At 38.0% G+C, this 245-nt stretch carries 1 pseudogene; it reads left to right on the plus strand.

From position 1 onward, the window contains the following. Window positions 1-245 (plus strand): annotated as a pseudogene (locus LG649_RS16490) (T9SS C-terminal target domain-containing protein); the annotation flags it as partial.

The raw sequence follows: 245 nt of genomic DNA on the forward strand, positions 1-245 counted from the left end.
CATTAACAAGTCCGTTAAACGGTTCAACAGATGTTTCAATAACTACCAATTTATCATGGACAGCTATTTCAGATGCTACAGGTTATAAGCTAACAGTAGGTACAACATCAGGAGGGACAGATATTTTGAATGCAGAAGATGTTGGCAATGTATTAACCTACGATTTCGTATCAGATTTACCAGAGACCACAACTATTTACGTAAGCATAACGCCTTACAATGCTGTAGGCGATGCAGTAAGTTGT

Origin of the sequence: Neotamlana laminarinivorans (genome assembly GCF_020523925.1) — a bacterium.
Taxonomy (GTDB): Bacteria; Bacteroidota; Bacteroidia; order Flavobacteriales; family Flavobacteriaceae; genus Neotamlana; species Neotamlana laminarinivorans.